This window comes from Bradyrhizobium sp. ERR14 (assembly GCF_014198235.1).
Lineage (GTDB): Bacteria > Pseudomonadota > Alphaproteobacteria > Rhizobiales > Xanthobacteraceae > Bradyrhizobium.
The window spans coordinates 109,657-127,716 of record NZ_JACIHD010000005.1 but is presented as its reverse complement, the minus strand read 5'-3'; the positions used below and the strand labels follow the sequence as shown (position 1 = coordinate 127,716).

The following is an 18,060-nucleotide window of genomic DNA, read 5'->3' as shown; positions in this document are numbered from 1 at the left end:
CCGGCTCTTTCGGGGGAGAGCATATGTCCAGGCTAGTCTACGTTTGCAGGTTCGACATCCACAGCGCGGAGGCGGAGAGCTTTGTACTTAAAGAGTACAAACGCTGGATCGAGCGTCATTACAACACGAAATCTCTTCTCGATAACTTCACTGTCAACTTTGATAATCCCGAATTAGATTTGACTCTCTTGCCAGCGGGCCATGGGATTAGCGTTGAAACACTATGTGCCGACGAAGGCACCGTCCGAACCATCAGTTGGAGCTATCCGGCCGAAAATGACGTCACCTTGCTATGGCGCAATGATGTCCGCATTGGTTCGTTTGACGGCAGCGTAGCCCTTGAGCATACGATCGCAATTGGTTCTGTAGATTTCAAGATTGCGCCCGCCAAGATCGACGTTGGCTCACCGCGGGTAATTAGGCGAATCTGTTCAGGCCAGACAGTACGGGTCGGCGATATGAACGTTCGCGCCACACCGTACCAACTCAATATTGATGGGATCGAGCAATTTATTGATTTGCTGGAAAGCCCACTGCGGAAGTTACCGCTTGTTTTTGTGTCGCCGTACACCACGGATGAAAGGAATGCAATCAATACGGCGAGAATGTCGGCTGCGTTGGCAGGAGTGGCGGTAGTCGTCGAAGCAACGTCCGCTGAAGTAACTTGGGAAATTGCAGAAAAATTAGGACGCACGCTGTCCTGTTTTGACGGTGCCGTTCGCATATATTGGCCGGGCTTTTCTGCAAATGATGGACCTCGCGAACACCCACTGTATCTTGCTGATAGAATAGTCGCAGCCGGCCCGTATGTCGCGTCAACCTCAATAGAGCGCGCACTGTTCTCGGTCGCCACCTTTCGGTTTGTGCCCGATCCTCGCATGAACGCGATCGTGCGTGCCGGCCAACGAAATCTACGAGTAGAAAAAATCGAGGAGCAGAAGGCGGGGGCGGGGGTCGATTGGGAGCAGTACGCAATTGAGCTAGATACTGAGCTGACCTCAGCCAAGTCGAGGTTGACAGAGCTAGAGGCAGAGAACGAAAATCTACGAGCAAACCAGAAGGTTTTCTTCACAGCTCGCGACGAAGAGGCTGCCGAAGAACTCTACCCTAACCAGCCTCGTCGAACGCCTGACAGCAACAAAGACGCCGTGGCTTTTGCTCAAAACGACTTTGAAAACTTGGTCATTCTACGAACTGCCCTACAATCGGCGGAAGCATCTCCTTTTCGCAGACCGCAAGAAATCTATGACGCGCTGGGCGACCTAAATTTTGTGGCACGCGATTGGCGCGAACAACGAAAGGCAAAGGGTTCTGGTGGCGACCTCCGTCAGCACCTAGTCAACCGAGGGTGGGGTAAACGCTGCAGCTTACAAATTTCCGAAACCACGCGCAGCAAATACCGAAACGATTACACATTCGAATACAATAACGAGAAGAAGCTCTTCGAACCGCATATTACAATCGGGTCCGGGGATCCCAACATGTGCGCTTCAATCCATTTCCTACTCGATCACGATACAGGAATGATCGTGGTTGCCCACGTCGGCCGCCACTTGCCCAACACAAAGACGTAGATCCTGGATGGAATCGCCTGCCAGCCACCTTGCTGCTGTTCGACCGAGTGAGCCGTTTCGCTATCGAAGACAACGCGGACGATAATGCCATTCGGGCCGGGCGCGAACTCGACATCGGCCTTTCGATCGCCGAACGCGTATTCGATCCGCTTGTGCTCGACGATCTTGGTATAGGTGCCGGCGAAGTCAAAGCCGATGCTGCCGTCTTTGGCTTCCATCCGGGACGAGAGGGCGCCGCCCTCCCGCAGGTCGACCGTCGCCTTGGTTGTATACCAATCGTCGGACGCAGTGTTCCACTTCACGATGTCGGCGGGCGTCGTATAGGCCTGCCAGACCTGATCGATGGGGGCCGCGACGCTGGTTTCGACGGTGATCCTGAAAGCTATTGCTCCAGCTTGATTTTAGAAATCGAGGTGGCGACGTAGCTTCCCACGTGCGGGCCATCCCACGACCCTTCCGGGGTGTCTCCAACCAAGGACAGGCGGGACCAGTCCGTGCCGACATGGCGGCCCCCCAGTATTTTAAAAGATTTGCGGTTGGAATAGCTCTTAGGATAGGCCACCATCCCCGCGCGCATCACCAACAAAGCCAACAGCGCCGAGGAAACGCATGAGCAAGCCATCACGCTTCGACTATGGCTGGGTCGTTGTCGCCGCGGGTGCGCTGATGACGTGTGTCGGGTTCGGCACGATGCTGTCGCTGGCGGTGTTTCTGCAGCCGATCTCGGAAGCGATGGGCTGGTCGCGCGCCGGCGTCTCGGCGGCGGCGACGCTGGATTTCCTCTTCATGGGATTTGCCGCGTTCCTGTGGGGTGCGCTATCGGACCGGTTCGGCACCCGCATCGTGGTTCTCGCGGGAAGCGTTCTGCTGGGACTCGGTCTCGTCACTGCGAGCCAGGCGACGAGCCTGTGGCAGTTCCAGCTTTGCTTCGGCGTGCTGATCGGCATTGCCGCCGGCAGCTTCTACGCGCCGATGATGGCGCTCGCGAGCGCGTGGATCGAGACCAACCGCAGCCTTGCGGTGGCGCTGGTCTCCGCCGGCATGGGCGTGTCGCCGGTGACGATCGCGCCGACCGCGAGCTGGCTGATCACGGCCTATGACTGGCGCACCGCGATGCTGGTGATCGGCATCGCTGCGTGGGCGCTGCTGATCCCCGCCTGCTTCCTGGTGCGCCCGGCGCCGGTGGCGGCGGGCGCCGCGGGTACCGACTCGGCGCCGGAGGTCGAGCTGACCGCGGCGCAGGCGCTGCGCACGCCGCAATTCATCGCGCTCGCCGCGGCACATTTCGCCTGCTGCGCAGCGCATTCCGGCCCGATCTTCCACATGGTGTCCTATGCGATGGTCTGCGGCATCGCTCCGCTCACGGCGGTGACGGTCTACAGCGTCGCCGGCGTCTCAGGCCTCGGCGGCCGCCTGCTGCTGGGCGCCCTCGCCGACCGCATCGGCGCGAAGCCCGTGCTGGTCGGCGGCCTGCTCGTGCAGGCGATGTGCATCGCGACCTATCTTGCGGTCGCTCAGCTCGGCGAATTCTACGCGCTCTCGGTGGTGTTCGGCCTCGCCTATGGCGGGGTGATGCCGCTCTATGCGGTGCTGGTCCGCGAATTCTTCGGCGCGCGCATCATGGGCACCGTGTTCGGCGCAGTCTCGGCCTTCGCCAGCCTCGGCATGGCGCTCGGGCCGTGGGCTGGCGGGCTCGTGTTCGACAATTTCCAGCGCTACACATGGCTGCACGTCGGCTCCTTCGCGATCGGCCTCGCCGCCGTCGCGGTAGCGCTGAGCTTCCCGACGAAACGCAGACCATTGCTCGACCTGGGCCGCGCTGCGGCGTGACGACGGCTATCCTCGGAAGCGCGCCGGCGCGGGCCTTTTACTCTCTTTGTGCGATCCTCGTTCCATCGGCGATTCGGTCACTCGGGTGCAATACGACGCGGTCTCCGGCAGCTAGTCCGGAGAGAACCTCCGCGATGCGGTTGTTGCGGTGGCCGATCTGGACGAGAGTCGTTCGGGCGCGGCCGTTCTGGTCGACAAAAGCCGCCCACTGATCGCCTTTCCGGAACAGAGCGCTTACCGGCACGGACAGGGCGTCTTGGGCGCTCCATGTCGTCACATGCACAACGACGCGATAGTCGTGGCCAAGCGAGGCCCAATTCTCAGGCGGATCGCTGAAATCGATGGTGACCCGGACCCGCTGTTCCTCGATACCCAGCGCCGAGACCTTCAGGAAGCCGGCGGGGTCGACACGGACCACCTTGCCCCTGATCGGCTGCCCGCCCCAGCCGTCGATCCGCACGAGCGCGCCGACCTTGATCTGCACGGCATCGATCGATAGCAGGTCGGCCACAACCTCCAGATCGAGCGGGTTGCCGATGTCGATCAATGACGTCCCGGGCAGGACCGTCGCCTCGCTGTCCTGGATGATCTTCAGCACCCGTCCGCTCGCCGGCGCGAGCACCCGGACGCAGCACGTCGGCTCCGCCGACGGCGCGGCATTGGCAGGGTCCATCAACCGCGCCGCAAGACTGGTGCGCACTGCGCGACGCATGTCGACCTGGGCCTTCGCGCTCGCCAGGGCGGCTTCGTTGGTGGCGACCTCGAATTTCGCCTTGTCGAAGGCCTGAGCCGAAGTGGACTGTGTCCGCAGCAGCGTTTGCGCCCGTTGGAATTCAGTCCGGGAAAAGTCCAGCGCGGCCTCGATCCGCTTCACCTCGGCTTCCTGCTGCTGAATGGCCGCATCGGCAGCCAGCACTTCGGCCTGAAGCTGGTCGCGCGAGCGCACATCGATGAATCCCGGCAGGGTCGGCTGCATGAGAGCGACGACGGTCTGGTTGGCGGTCACCTCGTCGCCGACGTGAAGGGAAGGTCCCTGCTCGCCGAGCGGATGCGAGATCCTGAGGACCTTTCCTGCGATGGGCGCCGAGACCGTGTAGACATGGCGAACGTGCGTCTTGCCGTCATCATCCGCCGTGACTTCGATCGGACCCTTCGCCATGGTCGCGAGATCGACCAGAACCGGGCGCGGCCAGGCGAACCAGGCCAGCCCGCCCGCGATGGCGGCTAGAAGCGCAGCGCCGATGAAACGTTTGGTCCAATTGGCCGGCATGGCTAGTCTCGCGTCTTGAGGACCGCGACGAGGTCCAGTTTGTCGATGCGTTGGCGGATGACAGCAGCGGAGGCGATGGCGGCCAGCACCACGACGGAGGTCGCGATGACGTAGGTGGAATGCTCGACGACGAGGCGGACACGCATCAGCTCGCCGGCCAGATTGGTCTTCATCACCCATGCAAGTCCATAGCCCATCACCCAGCCCGGCGGCTGCGCGATCAGGGTGAGGATGGCGAGTTCGAGCAGGAGGATGCGCAGCACCTCGCCGCGCGTGAAGCCAAGCACGCGCAGGCTCGCCAGTTCGCGGGCCCGTTCTGACAGCGAAATGCGGGCGTTGTTGTAGACCACACCGAACGCGATCACGGCGGCGAGACCGGTGTAGATGCTCGCCATCGTGGTGACGAGCAGTGCAACCGTCTTGCGGAAGTTCGCCAACGAGACGCGCTGCAGTGCCACGCCGCCGACCGTCGGTATGGACTTCACCGCGGCGTAGAAATCTTCCGTCCGGCTCTCGTCGAGGCTGAGGTTCACGCTGCTCACGACCGGCGCTTCACGCATCAGCTTGCGGAGCGCCCCGATCTCCATCATCCCCCTGATGCCGAAATAATCCTCGACCGTCGCCACGACCGGCGTTGTGACCGTGCGACGGGCACCCTCCAGCAGATCGAGCTCGACGGTGTCACCGGCGCGGACGCCGAGGATCTGAGCTAGCATGCCGGAGAGCGCAAGGCCCGTCTCGGGCAGCGCGACCGGATGAAGGTCGGCGTCGATGATACGCCGCAAATCAGCATCTGCGGACCGACCGCTGATCATGATCCGACGTTCGACGTTGCCGTGGCGAATCCGGACGGGCACCTCTCGGAATGGTTCGGCAGCGAGAACGCCCGGAAGCCGGCTCACCTGCTCCACCACGTTCGCGATCCGCTTCTCGGCAAATCCGATAGTCGCATCCTGCCGGTCGGCAAGGAAGTAGGTCACGTCGATCAGGTGCTCCATCGAGTCCCGCGTGAACAACGAGACGACCAGGATGGCCGTGGCCAGCGCCATGCCGAGCGCCGTGAACGCGGCACGGACGGGGTGCCGCGCGATGTTGCGGATCATCATGAGCGTCGGCTGCGACACGATCTGATCGAGCTGGATGCTCGCCGGCAGCAGCCGCCGATAGACCGGCGGCGCGGGCGGTTGCATGGCAACGGCCGGCGGCAGCTTGACCACCTCGCGCAGCGCCCGCAGCGCGCCGATGGCGGCGGCCGCCGCGCTGAGCGCGCCGGCGGTGAGATACAGATCCGGCGCCTTCGCGAATACCAGGAACGGGAAGTGGAAGAAGTCGCCGAACAAAGCGGTGATGCGCAATCCGAGCCAGGTGCCGGCGACGCCGCCCAGGAGGATTCCCGTCGCAACGATCAATGCCACGAACTTCAGATAGTGCAGCACGACGCTGCGGTCGGAATAGCCGAGCGCCTTGAAGAGGCCGATCTGCTCGCGTTCGAGCGCGACCAGCCGGGTCAAAGTGAGGTTGACCAGGAACGCGGCCACCAGCAGAAAGATCGGTGGCAAGGTGCGGCTCATGTTGTTGAGCATGTCGAGCTCATGATCAAGCCAGGCGTGCGAGGTCTGGTCCTTCCGCGCATGCGCCGCCTGCCCGCCATACGGATCGAGCAACGCGTCGAGCCGTCCGATCACCTCCCGCTCCGACGCGCCAGGCTGCAGCTTGACCGACACCGCCGAGAAAGCGCCATCGAGATCATAGACGCTGGCGAGCGCCTTCTCCGACATCCAGACGATGGCGTAGCGGCGATCGTCCGGCATCAGGTCGCCGGGACCAACCGTGTAGACGAATTCGGGTGACAACGCGGTACCGACGATCACGAGTTCGCGCTTCTTGCCATTCAGGATGGCCGAGAACCGCGCCCCTTCCGAGAAGCCGTGAGCCCGGGCGAACGGCTCGTTGACGATCACCTCCTCGGTCCGCCCCGGCTCCGGAAGCCGTCCGGACCGCATGTAGAGCCGGTTGAGATGCGGTTCGCCGTTGTCGGGCAGCGAGACGAACTGCGCGCTGGCCGGCGCCGAGAAGCCGGGAATGTCGAGCAGCGCCAACTTGGCGATCCGCGCATCGACGGCGGCGACGCCGGGAATCTCGCGAATCCTGCCGGCGAGTGTCTTCGGCGCGCGCTTCGCCTGCGCGAACACGTCGGCGAAGCCATAGCGTTCGTAATATGCGATCCGGGTCTCCTCGAGCGAGCGATGGGAGCCGACCGCGAGCACCAGCGTCGCAACTCCGCCGCCGACGACCAGCGCGACGGCGAGCACCTGCGCCCAGAGCCTTCTGACGTCGCGAAACAGCTTGATATCGAGCGCCGTCATGGCCGTCACCAGGCGAGCTCGGCGGCTTGCCGCCGTGTCTCGTTATTCTGAATCCGGGAGATGCGGCCGTCGGCGAAGAACAGCACCCGGTCGGCGACCTCCTGAATGCTGGCGTTGTGCGTGATGATGACGGTCGTGGTGCCGAGCTGCCTGTTCACCCCGAGCAGCGCCTCGATGACGCGAATGCCCGTCTTCGAATCCAGCGCCCCGGTCGGTTCGTCGCAGAGCAGCACTGCGGGGCGCTTCGCGATGGCACGGGCGATGGCGACGCGCTGCTGCTCGCCGCCGGAGAGCTGGGCGGGGAAGTGATGCATCCGCCCTTCCAGCCCGACCAGCGCGAGGGCCTCGTCGGGTCGCATCGGATCCTGGGCGACTTCCGTCACCAGCGCGACGTTTTCATAGGCCGTCAGGCTCGGCACCAGATTGTAGAACTGGAAGACGAAGCCGATATGGTCCCGGCGATACTTGGTCAGTTCGCGATCTCCGAGATCCGTCAGGTCGAGGTCGCGGAAGAACAGCCTGCCGCTGGTCGGCCGGTCGAGGCCACCCATGATGTTGAGCAACGTGGTCTTGCCGCTGCCGGAGGGGCCGAGCAGCACGACCACCTCCTTCTCGGCGATTTCGAGATCGACATCGTTGAGGGCATGCACCATCACCTCGCCCGAAACGTAGGTCTTGGTCAGGGCATTCGCGGTGAAGACAGGCTCGCTCATCGAATTCCTTTCGAGCCTCTATCATCCGACGGCATATTCCTCGCGACAGTCAGCCGAGACGGTAGCCGCCGGAAGAGCCGCGGCCGAACAGCCGGCCGGGATGGGGTATGAAGGCCGGGACTTCCGCAGCGTACTTCGCGTAGGCCTCGCCGAATTCCGCCCGGGCATCCCGCTCCTCGTCTCTCGCGAGCTTGACGTACATGACGGTCAAGACGGGAAACATCGCCAGCGTGAGGATGGTCGGCCATTGCAATAGGAAGCCGAACATCACCAGCACGAAGCCGACATATTGCGGGTGACGCACGTAGCTGTAGGGGCCGGACGTCGCGAGGCTTCGGGTCTGCTGCGCGTCGTACAGCACCCGCCAGGCGGCGGAGATCAGGATGAACCCCGCGCCGATGAAGATGAAGCTCAGGACGTGGAACGGTCCGGCGTGCGGATTGGTCTTCCAGCCGAACATCATCTCGAGCAGATGGCCGGCGTCATGCGAGAACCAGTCGACATTCGGGTAGTGCGACTGCAGCCAGCCCGACAGGAAATAGATGGTGAGCGGGAAGCCGTACATCTCGACGAACAGCGCCACCAGGAACGCGCTGAACGCGCCGAAGGAGCGCCAGTCGCGCGGCGTCTGCGGCTTGAAGAAGCTGTAGGCGAACAGGATGAACACCGACGAATTGACGACGACGAGGCTCCAGAGGCCGTAGGCGGGCGCAGTGTCGTGCATCAGGCGCTCCCTCGATCGTTCGGCCGGCGACCGTGATGATGGCCGTGCCCGCCATGCATGAAGACATGCATAAGCGGACAAGCGAGGAGCGGCAGCCAGACCAGGAGCCCGAGCACATGGGCCCGGTGCTCGGTGAACAGAAGCGCGCCGGCGATGACCAAAAATCCTGCCAGGACGAAGCCGGCCTTGGCTTTGGTGGACATGCCCTCGGCATGCCGCTGTCGATAAGGGGGATGATCCTGCACCGGCATGGGCGCGCTCCGCTCGATCACCGCAGCATAGGAGCACGGCTGCCATCGCTTTTGACGCAGATCAACGGCTCGGGAGGCTGAAGTCGCGGACCGTCCTCACTTTGCGATTCCTCAATACCGGTGTTGCACGGATGCGTATCGTGCCTCCTCCCCAGCTTGGAGGACCGAACATGATCACCAAGAAGCTTCTCACCACCGTCGGCATCGTTTCTTTGCTGGCCGTTCCCGCGATGGCTCAAACCGCCGACAAGGAAAAAAGCGGCCATCACTACAGCGGCGGACCGAAAACCGAAGTTCCTCACCACATGGGCAGCAAGAAGGAGACCGTCGGCACCTCGGCCAAGACCACGTCGGGAGGCCATCATTACACCGGCGGACCCAGCACCTCGGCGCCTCACCACATGGGCGACAAGACAAAGTGAATCCGTCTAGCGCGCCGGTCTATGATGGTTTTGCCTCTCAGGCCGGCCGCTCCACCTCGCCGAGACACCACTCCAAACGCGGTTGTGATGGGCAACCACGGCCCCCGGGGGCAGGTGCTGTCGACCACTGAGTGGCGCGCGTCACTTACGGCAATCGCAGGCCCGTCTGCATATCGACAACGATCAGCGCGTCCACTATCCGGCTCCGTGAGACCGAGCGCCATCGAGCTCCCGCTCCATGACGATCGTGCGTTCATCACCATAATAGCTGTCGCGCACGGCTCTGGACCCGAGCCGCGCATAGAACCCCTCGGCGGTGACGGACGAAGGGACGGTCAAGGCGGGGACGTTTCGCTCACGCGCTGCGCGCTCGACCTCCGCCATCAGCCGCTTGCCGACGCCTCGGGTCTGAACATCAGGCTCCACGAAGACGGTGCGGACGACTCTTCCATCAAGGCTTGCCGTTCCAATGATGCGGCCGCCAATGGCGGCGGCGAAGACTGTACGTTTGCCTATCAGCTGCCTGACGGCATCCGGACTGAAGCTGCGCCCGACCCGTTCGATGATCTCGTCCGTGTAGTCCTTTGCATTCGTCTCGCGCAGCGCACGCAAAATGACCTCGCTGATGCCATCGGCGTCGTCCTCGCGCGCTGGCCGGATCGTGCACTCCATGGATCGCTCAACTGAAGCCGCTGGAAGGATTAGAAGCTCACGCCTGCGCCGCGACCGGCAATCGGCTTGCCGCGCAACCGAGCTCAATGCTACCATTGGTAGCATAATCGTCGCAAGCCGCCCGAGAGGACAGATGGACCAGCCGATCCGCGGCGATGCTCGCCTCGCCCCGACTGTCGCCGGCACGCAGGCGCCGGCCGCGCTGGCGCCCGAGCACGCGCCGTTGAGCGAGATCGTCGACGCCTTGGCCGGCGGGCAGCTCACCGCCAGCGCGCTGGCCGAACTTTATCTCGCGCGCATCGAGGCCTATGACCGCAACGGCCCCGCGCTCAATTCCGTCCGCGCGCTCAATCCCGATGCGCGCGCGATCACGGCCGAGCTGGACGACATCAAGCCATCGGTCGGGCGGCCGCTGGCCGGCGTGCCGATACTGTTGAAGGACAACATCGCCACCGGCGACAAGCAGCCGACCACGGCCGGCTCGCTGGCGCTGGAAGGCGCGCGCGCCAGGGACGACGCGACCCTCGTCAAGCTGCTGCGCGACGCCGGCGCGGTGATCCTCGGCAAAGCGAACCTGACCGAGTTCGCCAACATGCTCGCGGTCGACATGCCCTCGGGCTATTCGTCGCTAGGCGGTCAGGTGAAGAACCCTTACGCGCCGGCGCTGGCGGACGAACACGGCATCCCGGTCGTGCAGCCAGGCGGATCGAGCTCGGGGTCGGCGGTCGCCGTGGCGGCCGGCCTGTGTGCGGCGTCGATCGGCACCGAGACCTCGGGCTCGTTGCTGTTCCCCGCCAGCCAAAACGGTCTCGTCGCCGTGAAGCCCACCGTCGGACTGATCAGCCGCGCCGGCATCCTGCCGCTCGCGCACAGCCAGGACACCGCGGGGCCAATGACGCGCACCGTGCGCGACGCGGCGCTGCTGCTGAACGTGCTGGCCGCCAGGGACCCGCTCGATCCGGCGACACAAAAGCAGCGGCGGCCCCTCGACTTCACCGCGGGCCTTGCCGCCGATGCTATCAAGGGCGCGCGCATCGGCGTGCCGAGCGACCCCACCGATCCCTTGAACGATTGCTATTACGGCAAGCTGCCGCCCGACTGGGTCAAGGTGATGACCGAGACGATCAAGGTGCTGGAAGATCTCGGCGCCGTCATCGTACGCGCCAACATGCCGACGCTGGGCTGGATCGGCGGGCCGGGCACGACCATGGCCGTGCTCAACCGCAATCCGCTGAGCGCGCACAAGGGCACCATCGCGAGGCCGCCGGTCGTCTTCCTCTACGAGCTGAAGCACGATCTCAACCTCTATTTGAGGGATTGGGCGACCGGCACGGACATCAACACCATCAGCGACGTCATAGCCTTCAACGAAGCGAACGCGGGGAAGGCGTTGCGCTTTGGTCAGGACCATTTCCTGGCCGCTGACTTGACCAGGGGCGATTTGAGTGAGCGCGAGTACAAGTCGGCCCGTGCCATGGACCTGCTCTCGGCCAAGACGCGCGGCATGGACGCCTACATGAACCAGCACAAGCTCGACGCGGTGCTGTTCGCCGGCGCCACGGGCGCTGCGATTGCTGCCAAGGCGGGCTATCCCAGCATCATGGTGCCGGGCGGCTTCGTCTCGGGGACAACGGAGGGCAAGGACACGCCCGATTATCCGCTCGGCGTCGCCTTCGCAGGGAGAGCCTGGAGTGAGCACAAGCTGCTGCGGCTGGCCTATGCCTTCGAGCAGGCGACGCACGCACGCAAGCCGCCGCCGGGGCTCAATTCACAGCTCGCAGCGCGGCCGTGAAGGCGGCGAGATCGGTTCGCGCCGTTTCGTCCGGTGCCCATCTGGGAAGGTCGGCAAGCTGCTCGATCACGCGGGCCCGATCCTGCGGCAGCAGGAAGCTCGCCCAGACCTCGCGGGTGTCGCGGATGGCGGCGGCGACCAGGCGGGCGTTGGCGGGCGTGCCGGCGCCCTGGATCGCCGCGCAGACGGTGCCCAGGATGAATTCGGCGGCGCTCCGGCGGAAGCCCGTAAATCCATCCTGGCGGATACGGGTGCGCTGCTCCGGCGCGAGGCTCGCCATGAACAGCTCGCCCGCAACCGCCTCGCGCGCCATGCCGCGGATGGCAAAGTTCATCGCCGCCGCGTACTGGTCGCCATACTCGGTCATGTTGCGCTGGAGCGCAAGATCGGGCTGCGCCCCCGGCTTCGCGCCATAGAGCGCGAACAGCTTGGAGGTCGCGTTGGCGGCGTCCATCCACTCCATCAGCCAGCTCATGTCGCTCGCCTTCGCCGGCGGCAACGCCTCCAGGGCTCCAACATCGAACACGCGGCCGAGCAGCGCGGTGATCTCCGGCCGGGTCAGGTCGGGACGCTCTCCCTTTTTCGCCACGCCTTCGACATAGGCCCGGAACATCCGCGCGGCTTCACCCGCAGCGGCGGCATCACGAGCGCCGTCCTGCGCCAACGCCGGCGAAGCGAGCGCGAGCAGGACGACGAGGATTCTGACGATCGGCATGGGCAACCTCATGCGGCGCGACGTTCGCGGCGATGATGGTTGTTCGTCGCGAGCCGCGTTGCCGAGGTTCACGGCCCCGGCCTTCTTGCGGCGCGCGCGGAGATGGCCGCACCTTGATCCTCCCCGTCAAATAGACCACCATCCTGTCCTCACCGCTCACGACAGAAGGGGCGAGGACACGCGAATGTCGGAGTTTCCCGGATATGATCTCGTCGAACGTGCCCGCGCCATCGCGCCGCTGATCGCGGGCGAAGCAGATGAGATCGAGCGGACGCGGCGGCTGACGCCTTCCGTGGTCGCGGCGCTGATCGAGAACGGATTCTATCGCGCCCTCCTCCCACGCAGCCTTGGCGGTGCGGAAGTCTCCATCGAAGCCTTCATGCAGATGCTGGAGGCAATCGCGAAGGCCGATGCGTCTACGGCCTGGTGTCTCGGCCAATGCAGCGTCTGCGCGATGATCGCGGCCTCGCTCGATCGCGATACCGCGCAGGAGATCTTCAACACTGCGCCCGGCATCCTGGCCTGGGGCGCGATCGCGCACGAGGCGCGCGCGGTCGCGGGCGGCTATCGCGTCACGGCGCGCTGGGATTTTGCCTCGGGCTCGCGGCAGGCAAGCTGGCTGGGCGCGCATGTGCGCATCGTCGATGCCGACGGGACGCCCCGCAAGAATGCCGATGGCTCGCCGGAAGTGCGCACCATTCTGTTTCCTGCCGCAAGTGCGACGTTGCACGACGTCTGGCAGGCGATCGGGCTCGCCGGCACCGGCACCGATTCCTACGAGGTGAGCGACCTCTTCGTCCCCGAGCGCTTCACGGCGTTCCGCGACGTGCCGTCAGGCTTGCGTGAGCCGGGCCCGCTCTACAGGATCGGCACCGGCTCTGCCTTCAGCCTCGGCTTTGCCGCGGTGTCGCTCGGCGTGGCACGCGCGACGCTGGATGCAGCGATTGCACTTGCGCGCGAAAAGCGCCCGTCACTGGCGGCCGGCGCGATGCGCGGCAACGCGGCGGTGCAGGGGCTGATCGGCCGCACCGAAGGCGATTTGCGCGCCGCGCGCGCCTTTCTCTATGCGACCGCGACCGCGATGTGGCGCGACTTGTCCGCGACGGGCGAGTTCAGCGCCGCGCACCGCAGCGCGGTGCGACTGGCCGCGACCTGGACCATCCATCAATCGGCACGAGTGGTCGACACCGCCTATCACATGGCCGGCGCGACCGCGGTGTTTCGCAGCAACCCGTTCGAACGCCGATTTCGCGACATGCACGCGATCGCGCAGCAGATCCAGGCGCGGGATGGCCATTACGAGGATGTGGGGAAGGCAATCCTGTCAACGCCCGAGCCGTGATCCGCTTGTCGGCTCAAGCTCGGTGCGCGCCGAGCGACGGCGGCCGATCGCGGACACGTTGGCTGGATCCATAGGGTTGCTCAACGCATTTTGATCACACCCTTCGGCAGCCTAAGGTAGCGTCTCACAACAGCATAATCTGCAGGACGCGCCAGACAAGAGGGAGGTGATATGCGCCGGATTCCAACCCTGATCGGTACGATCCTCTTCACGTTGGTCATGGCGGCATCCGCTTCTGCGGAAAAGGTCTATTATCTTCACGACCCCGGCGGAAACACCGCCGCGCATATCTACACCTACACACACGTCAACGCAGAATATGATCGCGTGGTGATCGACGGTCGCTGCAAGTCGTCTTGCACAACTGTCCTGGGGGTCGTTCCCCTCGACAAGATCTGCATTGCCCCGAGCGGCTATTTCATGTTTCACGCCGCGCATCACGGCGACCGCAGCATCAACCCCGGCGAGACTCAGTTGATGATGTCGTCCTATGCGCCCGCGGTGCGGGACTGGGTGATGAAGCACCACGCGCTCGAACAGGTCGACCCGTACACGTACCTGTACGCCCGGAATGTGACGTTCATCCGCCACTGTCGCCGGTAGCCCCGAACTTCAACCTGGAAGCGGACGCTCCAAGATCTACGCCACCAGCGCGGCGTCCTCGCCGTCGATGCCGCGCTGCGCGGCCAGCACGCTGATGATCTCGGCGTTCGGCCGAGCCTTGCTGAACAGGAAGCCCTGGCCTTCGTCGCAGCCCTCGGTGCGCAGGCAGCTGAGCTCGGCTTCGGTCTCGACGCCCTCGGCGGTGATGATGACCCCGAGGCCCTTGCCGAGGCTGACGATGGAGCGGATGATCGCCTGGGCCTCGCGGTTGGCTCCTAAATCGCGCACGAACGACTGGTCGATCTTGATCTTGTCGAAGGGAAAGCTGCGCAAATAGCTGAGGCTGGAATAGCCGGTGCCGAAATCGTCCATCGAGATGCGCACCCCGAGCGCGCGCAGCGCATGCAGCGTCGCCAGCACCTGCGCGCTCTTCTCCAGCAGCAGCGTCTCGGTGATCTCGAGCTCGAGCCGCCGCGGCGGCAGGCCGGAATGCCTCAGCGCGTCCGTCACGATCGAAAGCAGATTGCCACTGCGGAACTGCAGCGGCGACAGGTTGACCGCGACGCGGACGTCGTCCGGCCAGGTCGCGGCATCGAGGCAGGCGCGGCGCAGCATCAGCCCGCCGAGCGGATTGATCAGGCCGGTATCCTCGGCGACCGGAATGAACTCGGCCGGCGAGACCATGCCGCGCTCGGCATGCGGCCAGCGCACCAGCGCCTCGAAGCCGGTGATGCGGCCGCTCTGCAGGTCGATCAATGGCTGATAGTAAGGGCGCAGCACGTCGTTCTGGATCGCGCCGCGCAGCTCGACCTCGATCTTGCGGCGGCTCTGCGCTTTGGCATCGAGCGCGGCCTCGAAGAAGGCGAAGGTGCCGCGCGCGTCCAGCTTGGCGCGCGACAGCGCCATGTCGGCGCTCTTGAGCAACTTTTCGGAATCATCGCCGTCGCCCGGCGCCATCGCGATGCCGATCGAGGCGCCGATCACCACGGAATGGCCGTCGAGCAGATAGGGATCGGCGATCGCCGCGAGCAGACGTTTTGCCAGCATCACCGCGTCCTCGGGACGCGTCAGGCCGCTCTGCACGATCGCGAACTCGTCGGAGTTGAGCCGTGCCAGCGCGTCTTCCTCGCGCAAGGTGGAGCGCAGCCGCTTGGCGACGCCGCGCAGCAGCTTGTCGCCGACCGCGTGTCCCAGCGTGTCGTTGACCGACTTGAAACTGTCGAGCCCCAGCATCAGCAGCGCGACCTTGTCGGTGCTGCGCCGCGTGTGCAGCAGCATCTCGTCCACCTGCTGGCGCAGCAGGCTGCGGTTCGGCAGGCCGGTCAGGCCGTCGTGCTGGGCCATGAAGGCGAGCCGTGCCTCGGCGCGCTTGCGCTCGGTGATGTCCATCAGCGCGAGCAGCACCGCCGGCCGCTCGGCATAGGTCAATTCGCGGGAATAGATCGCAAGGTCGATCAGCGCGCCGTCGGCCTTGACGTGCTTCCAGGTGCGGCCGGCCTGCTCCTCGCCGGTCGAGCCGGCGGTCCAGGGCGGCTCGCTGTCGAAAGCCTGCAGCGAGCGGATCTTCAACCGCTCGAACTCGGCGCGGCTGTAACCGTAATGCGCGACCGCGGCGTCGTTGACGCCGAGGATGCGCTCGTCGTCCAGCGCGCAGACGATCATGGGAACGGGATTGCCGTCGAACAGCAGGCGGAACGAGGCCTCGCGCTGCTTCAACTCGGTGATGTCGACGCGCAGGCCGACGACGCTGCCATCGTCGGTCAGGCGCTCGTCGATCAGGATGACGCGGCCGTCCGACAGCTTCTGCTCGTGGCGCGCGCCGGGCTGATAGAGCCTTTGCAGGCGCTCGGCGATCCACTCGTCCTCGTGGCCGATCGCCTCAGGATAATCGCCGCGGGCAACGCCGATGCGCAGCGTGTCTTCGAGACGCGCCCCCTCTTCGAACAGATCGGCGGTCTTGCTGTAGATCTCGGCGTATTTCTTGTTCCAGAGGACGTAGCGGCCTTCGGCGTCGAGAAATACAATGCCCTGGGGCAGGATGTCGACGGCCTGGCGCAGGCGCTCGTGGGATTTGCGCGCGTCCGCGATCGCAGCTTCCGCCTCGGCGCGGCTGCGCAGGACTTCATCGCGTTCCGAAAGGGCGCGCGGCGCGCGCGCGAAGCGCGGCTTGCGCGGCGATTGGCCGGCCCGGGCAAGCACGCTTTGCTTTCGTTTTCTTGTTTTTCGAGACCCCAAACCCAACTTCACTCGTCCCAGTCGCGCCCAACGGCGCAAGTTTTGGGGCAAGTGTCTGAAAAAAAAGTAATCTTGGGTGGTCCGGCCAGCCGGGGCCGCGCCTTGCGGCAACTGTAGACCGGATCGATTTGCCTGTTTGAGAGGCGCAGCAGCGTCACAGGGCGCGGCAAACCTGTTGCCTCGCCGCTATCGCAGAAAGACGCGACGCAAATATGCGCGCTATTCATGATTCAATTCCGAAAATGCATCGGCTTGCATGCCGGCGGAAAACGGTCCTCGCTCCGCGCATGAATTTTGGTCAATGCAGGATACGGTTATCGCACAGTTAAGAATCCGGCCGGCCCCACGAAAAAAACACGACTTTTGGACGACCTTGTTGGAGTGGGATCGACATGCCGGACGCGCCTTCGCGCTGGGGCAACGGCCGTCAAGACGCTGTGAGATCGTCCGCCGCAGCACAGCCCGATTCTTAACCCCGACGCCGTGTTGAGTTATAATGGCTGCGCATGAGTCCCCGCCGCCTCACCCCTCTCCTGGTTTTAGCGACGTTCCTGACCGCCGGCGGCGCGCTGGCCCAGGACAAGGGCAGCGTCACCCCGAAGCCGCTGCCGCCGCTGGCCAATCCCAACGACCCCGATCTCGCCGCCAAGGAGCTGTTCGCGCGCAAGCTGCTGCCGTCGAAGGGGGCGGCCCATGTCATCGGCTCCTACACCAAGGGCTGCATCGGCGGCGCCGAGCAGATGCCGCTCAACGGCGACAATTGGCAGGTGATGCGGCTGTCGCGCAACCGCAGCTACGGCCACCCCGAGATGATCGCGCTGATCAAGCGGCTCGCGGCCAAAGCGCGCAAGGACGCGGGATGGCCGGGCATCCTGGTCGGCGACATCGCTCAGCCGCGCGGCGGTCCGGCGCTGTCGGGCCACGCCAGCCACCAGATCGGCCTCGATGCCGACATCTGGCTGACGCCGATGCCGGACCGCCGCCTCTCGCGCGAGGAACGCGAGGACATGTCGGCGGTGATGATGGTGCGCCACGACCGGCTCGACATCGATCCAAAAGTGTTCACGTCAGGCCATGTGCTGGTGCTGCGCGACGCGGCGCGGGAGCCGGCAGTGCAGCGCATCTTCGTCAACGCCGCGATCAAGAAGGCGCTGTGCCGCGAGGCCAAGGGCGACCGCGCCTGGCTCTCGAAGATCCGCCCCTGGTGGGGCCACGATTACCATTTCCACATTCGCATGCGCTGCCCAGCGGGCGCCGGCGAATGCGAGGGCCAGCCGTCGCAGGCCGAGGACGAAGGCTGCAAGCCCGCCGATCTCGCCTATTGGTTCTCCGACGCGGTGCTGCACCCCAAGCCGCCGCCGGAGCCGCCAAAGCCGAAACCGCCGATGACGCTGGCGCAGATGCCGACAGCATGCAAGGCGGTGCTGCATGGGGCGGATGCAAAGCCGTAGTGTGTGTGGACCGCGCTGCCGCTGTCGTCCCGGAATGACGAACTCGTTGGTTGGTTCGCGTCATAATAATGCGCTAGGATGACCTCGCCGCTCAGCCGTA

The 18,060-nt window shown here is 64.7% G+C and carries 16 protein-coding genes; 7 read left to right on the top strand and 9 right to left on the bottom strand.

Going from position 1 to position 18,060, the window contains the following annotated elements; all coding sequences use genetic code 11:
• The first annotated feature begins 23 nt into the window (after nucleotides 1-23).
• Complete coding sequence (locus tag GGD62_RS16675; protein ID WP_183709085.1) at nucleotides 24-1,574, top strand: hypothetical protein; 1,551 nt, start codon at nucleotides 24-26, stop codon at nucleotides 1,572-1,574.
• On the opposite strand, the gene GGD62_RS16670 is transcribed toward GGD62_RS16675, so the two are convergent.
• Nucleotides 1,511-1,960, bottom strand: a complete 450-nt coding sequence (locus GGD62_RS16670) for an SRPBCC domain-containing protein (protein WP_312014267.1) — start codon at nucleotides 1,958-1,960, stop codon at nucleotides 1,511-1,513. The two genes, GGD62_RS16675 and GGD62_RS16670, sit on opposite strands and share 64 nt — an antisense overlap.
• 223 nt (nucleotides 1,961-2,183) lie before the next feature.
• On the opposite strand from GGD62_RS16670, the gene GGD62_RS16665 reads away from it, so the two are divergent.
• Nucleotides 2,184-3,404: an MFS transporter gene (locus tag GGD62_RS16665; protein ID WP_183709084.1), complete on the top strand. Its 1,221-nt coding sequence runs from the start codon at nucleotides 2,184-2,186 to the stop codon at nucleotides 3,402-3,404.
• Nucleotides 3,405-3,441: 37 nt separating this feature from the next.
• Here GGD62_RS16665 and GGD62_RS16660 read toward each other — a convergent pair whose 3' ends face one another.
• The 5 genes from GGD62_RS16660 to GGD62_RS16640 are packed head-to-tail and all read right to left on the bottom strand — an operon-like array spanning nucleotide 3,442 to nucleotide 8,680.
• A complete protein-coding gene (locus GGD62_RS16660) occupies nucleotides 3,442-4,674 on the bottom strand; it encodes an efflux RND transporter periplasmic adaptor subunit (RefSeq protein ID WP_183709083.1) in 1,233 nt (410 codons plus the stop codon).
• Nucleotides 4,675-4,676: 2 nt separating this feature from the next.
• Entirely contained in the window at nucleotides 4,677-7,040 is a 2,364-nt protein-coding gene (locus tag GGD62_RS16655; protein WP_183709082.1) for an ABC transporter permease, read from the bottom strand.
• 5 nt (nucleotides 7,041-7,045) lie between these two features.
• Nucleotides 7,046-7,753 (bottom strand): ABC transporter ATP-binding protein, encoded by a 708-nt coding sequence (locus tag GGD62_RS16650; RefSeq protein WP_183709081.1) that lies wholly within the window; start codon nucleotides 7,751-7,753, stop codon nucleotides 7,046-7,048.
• A gap of 49 nt (nucleotides 7,754-7,802) precedes the next feature.
• Nucleotides 7,803-8,477, bottom strand: a complete 675-nt coding sequence (locus GGD62_RS16645; protein ID WP_183709080.1) for an isoprenylcysteine carboxylmethyltransferase family protein — start codon at nucleotides 8,475-8,477, stop codon at nucleotides 7,803-7,805.
• The gene (locus GGD62_RS16640; RefSeq protein ID WP_409333950.1) at nucleotides 8,477-8,680 is read right to left on the bottom strand and encodes a DUF2933 domain-containing protein; all 204 of its coding nucleotides are present in this window, start codon (nucleotides 8,678-8,680) and stop codon (nucleotides 8,477-8,479) included. The genes GGD62_RS16645 and GGD62_RS16640 overlap by 1 nt, the downstream gene beginning before the upstream one ends.
• A 218-nt stretch (nucleotides 8,681-8,898) precedes the next feature.
• On the opposite strand from GGD62_RS16640, the gene GGD62_RS16635 reads away from it, so the two are divergent.
• Nucleotides 8,899-9,150: a hypothetical protein gene (locus GGD62_RS16635; protein ID WP_183709078.1), complete on the top strand. Its 252-nt coding sequence runs from the start codon at nucleotides 8,899-8,901 to the stop codon at nucleotides 9,148-9,150.
• A gap of 195 nt (nucleotides 9,151-9,345) precedes the next feature.
• Here the strand turns inward: GGD62_RS16635 and GGD62_RS16630 are convergent, their stop codons facing one another.
• Complete coding sequence (locus GGD62_RS16630; RefSeq protein ID WP_183709077.1) at nucleotides 9,346-9,822, bottom strand: GNAT family N-acetyltransferase; 477 nt, start codon at nucleotides 9,820-9,822, stop codon at nucleotides 9,346-9,348.
• Between the two features lie 133 nt (nucleotides 9,823-9,955).
• Here GGD62_RS16630 and GGD62_RS16625 point away from each other — a divergent pair, with 133 nt between their 5' ends.
• Nucleotides 9,956-11,614 (top strand): amidase family protein, encoded by a 1,659-nt coding sequence (locus tag GGD62_RS16625; RefSeq protein ID WP_183709076.1) that lies wholly within the window; start codon nucleotides 9,956-9,958, stop codon nucleotides 11,612-11,614.
• Here the strand turns inward: GGD62_RS16625 and GGD62_RS16620 are convergent.
• A complete protein-coding gene (locus GGD62_RS16620) occupies nucleotides 11,586-12,329 on the bottom strand; it encodes a hypothetical protein (protein ID WP_183709075.1) in 744 nt (247 codons plus the stop codon). The genes GGD62_RS16625 and GGD62_RS16620 overlap by 29 nt on opposite strands.
• Before the next feature lie 184 nt (nucleotides 12,330-12,513).
• On the opposite strand from GGD62_RS16620, the gene GGD62_RS16615 reads away from it, so the two are divergent.
• Complete coding sequence (locus GGD62_RS16615) at nucleotides 12,514-13,671, top strand: acyl-CoA dehydrogenase family protein (RefSeq protein WP_183709074.1); 1,158 nt, start codon at nucleotides 12,514-12,516, stop codon at nucleotides 13,669-13,671.
• A gap of 171 nt (nucleotides 13,672-13,842) precedes the next feature.
• Nucleotides 13,843-14,274 carry a hypothetical protein gene (locus GGD62_RS16610; RefSeq protein WP_018316399.1) on the top strand — a complete coding sequence of 144 codons (432 nt, stop codon included), beginning with the start codon at nucleotides 13,843-13,845 and terminating at the stop codon, nucleotides 14,272-14,274.
• A 36-nt stretch (nucleotides 14,275-14,310) separates the two neighbouring features.
• Here GGD62_RS16610 and GGD62_RS16605 read toward each other — a convergent pair whose 3' ends face one another.
• Entirely contained in the window at nucleotides 14,311-16,473 is a 2,163-nt protein-coding gene (locus tag GGD62_RS16605; protein WP_183709073.1) for an EAL domain-containing protein, read from the bottom strand.
• A 542-nt stretch (nucleotides 16,474-17,015) separates the two neighbouring features.
• Here GGD62_RS16605 and mepA point away from each other — a divergent pair.
• Nucleotides 17,016-17,960: a penicillin-insensitive murein endopeptidase gene (gene mepA, locus GGD62_RS16600; protein WP_179732037.1), complete on the top strand. Its 945-nt coding sequence runs from the start codon at nucleotides 17,016-17,018 to the stop codon at nucleotides 17,958-17,960.
• Nucleotides 17,961-18,060 lie beyond the last annotated feature (100 nt).